The sequence below is a fragment of the uncultured Maritalea sp. genome, assembly GCF_937139385.1.
Lineage (GTDB): Bacteria > Pseudomonadota > Alphaproteobacteria > Rhizobiales > Devosiaceae > Maritalea > Maritalea porphyrae_A.
In genome coordinates, this window is the sequence record NZ_CAKZPW010000060.1 from 1 (window position 1) to 1,961 (window position 1,961).

A 1,961-nucleotide genomic window follows, 5' to 3' on the forward strand; every position below is an offset into this window, starting at 1 on the left:
CCCGCAAGTAAACCTTCATTCACGCTCAATATCGATTGGTCCAAGCTCGCCACCCACATCGTTTTGTTGGCATTGGTGATCATTTGGACCTTGCCCACCGTTGGGCTGCTTGTGTCTTCCGTTCGGGATAAAGATCAACTAACCGTTTCTGGATGGTGGTCAGCCCTTACAACCACACAACGCACAGGTGGCGGACGCACATTGGCGGCCGACGCGCAGGTGCTGGAAAACGGTGTGTATGTAATTTCCGGCAATCTTTTATCTGAAGACGAGCAGGGGCGAACCCTTTCTGCCTATGGTCTGACCAACAACACATTTGGTGACAATCCAGTTGGCACAAGTGTGGCGCCCAAAGAAGGCGGGGAACTGACGGTGAATGCGGATGGTTCATACACCTGGGTGTCAGAGACTGAGTTCGACTTTAAGCGCGGACAGCGTGTGCTCTACACAGCGCAAATACCACCGCGATTCACATTAGACAACTACCGTGAAGTGCTGACATCTGAAGGTATTGACCGCTCGTTCATCAACTCTTTCACCGTCACTATTCCCGCAACCATCATTCCTATTCTAATTGCGGCATTTGCGGCCTACGCATTGGCATGGATGCAATTTCCAGGGCGTGGGTATTTGGTGGCCATTGTGGTTGGACTTTTGGTGGTGCCCCTGCAAATGTCGCTCATTCCGATCTTGCAGCTCTATAACGGTGTTGCGCCAATGCTGGGGGTCGAGGCTAAATCCTATCTCGGTATTTGGCTGGCCCACACCGGGTTCGGTCTGCCGTTGGCGATCTATTTGCTGCGCAACTATATGGCCGGCTTGCCAAAGGAAATCATGGAATCCGCCCGCATGGATGGCGCATCTCATTTTAAGATCTTCACCACAATGGTCTTGCCGCTTTCCTTCCCCGCGCTGGCAAGTTTTGCCATCTTCCAATTCTTGTGGGTGTGGAATGATTTGCTGGTCGCCACGGTGTTCTTAGGTGTTGGCGACAATGAGTTGGTGCTTACCGGTCGCCTGCGGGAGCTAATTGGTTCACGCGGTGACAATTGGGAAATCCTTACGTCAGGCGCGTTCATTTCCATCATTGTGCCGCTGATCGTTTTCTTCTCACTTCAACGTTATTTCGTGCGTGGACTGCTGGCCGGTTCGGTGAAATAACATAGTTCAAATGAAGTTAGGGAAAGGCCCGGGTGCAACCCGGGCCTTTTTTCTTTGCTCGCTCAACTCAGTTTGCCCAAGTTGTATATCCAAGTTTCATGGTGGTCCCAGAATATCCATTCAAACGGAATTGAGAGATACGACCTTGGCTGGTCTTGACGCAGACATAAGAGCCTACAGGCAGGGTCCAAATAGAGACCTGTGCAGAAGAGTAGCTCGCAACTTTACAGCCTGAATATCCGCGATTTGATTTGTTGCCTACAGCCAGTTTTGCGCCGTTGATGGGCTTGATGTATTTTTGCACTGCCGTCACAGCCCGGTACCAAATATCAGCTCCACCGCCGCCAATCGCACCATTGTCCAAATTCGCGGTATAAGTTTGCTGCAGGTTGATCGGACCGGTCGAATGGGTGACAGGGGTCACCGGTGGCAACGGAATGACGCCGGTGAAGATGCGAACAGATGACGCTTTGTTGCGAATTGTAATGGGCAAAACAGATTTTGATGTCGTGTATGTTTTGCAGGTGCCCGTCAAGTTTGCATTGCGGCAGAGTTTGGCCTTGGCGCTACCGTATAGTTTTACAGACGCAATATTGTCGTTAAACGTTGCATCCAATGTGTTCAGCGTTGCTGGCCCATGGCAGAATTCGGACCCCGTGTAGTTTGTGCCAGTGTAAAAACAAGCAACGTTGCCAGCCGGAGGCGTTGGTGTAGGCGCAGGTGTGGGCGTTGGCGCTGGCGTGTCCCCGCAAGAGATCGAAAGGCTTGGACCGCTTGGTGTTATGGTGAAACTAAACCCG

Annotated in this window: 2 protein-coding genes; one reads left to right on the forward strand and one right to left on the reverse strand. The window is 51.7% G+C overall.

Annotation, left to right across the window (positions count from 1 at the left end):
- Window positions 1–30: 30 nt before the first annotated feature.
- A complete protein-coding gene (locus tag Q0231_RS02625) occupies window positions 31–1,161 on the forward strand; it encodes a carbohydrate ABC transporter permease (RefSeq protein ID WP_299344727.1) in 1,131 nt (376 codons plus the stop codon).
- A 67-nt stretch (window positions 1,162–1,228) separates the two neighbouring features.
- On the opposite strand, the gene Q0231_RS02630 is transcribed toward Q0231_RS02625, so the two are convergent.
- Window positions 1,229–1,961, reverse strand: a 733-nt coding sequence (locus tag Q0231_RS02630) for a peptidase inhibitor family I36 protein (protein WP_299344724.1), incomplete at its 5' end; no start/stop codon positions are given.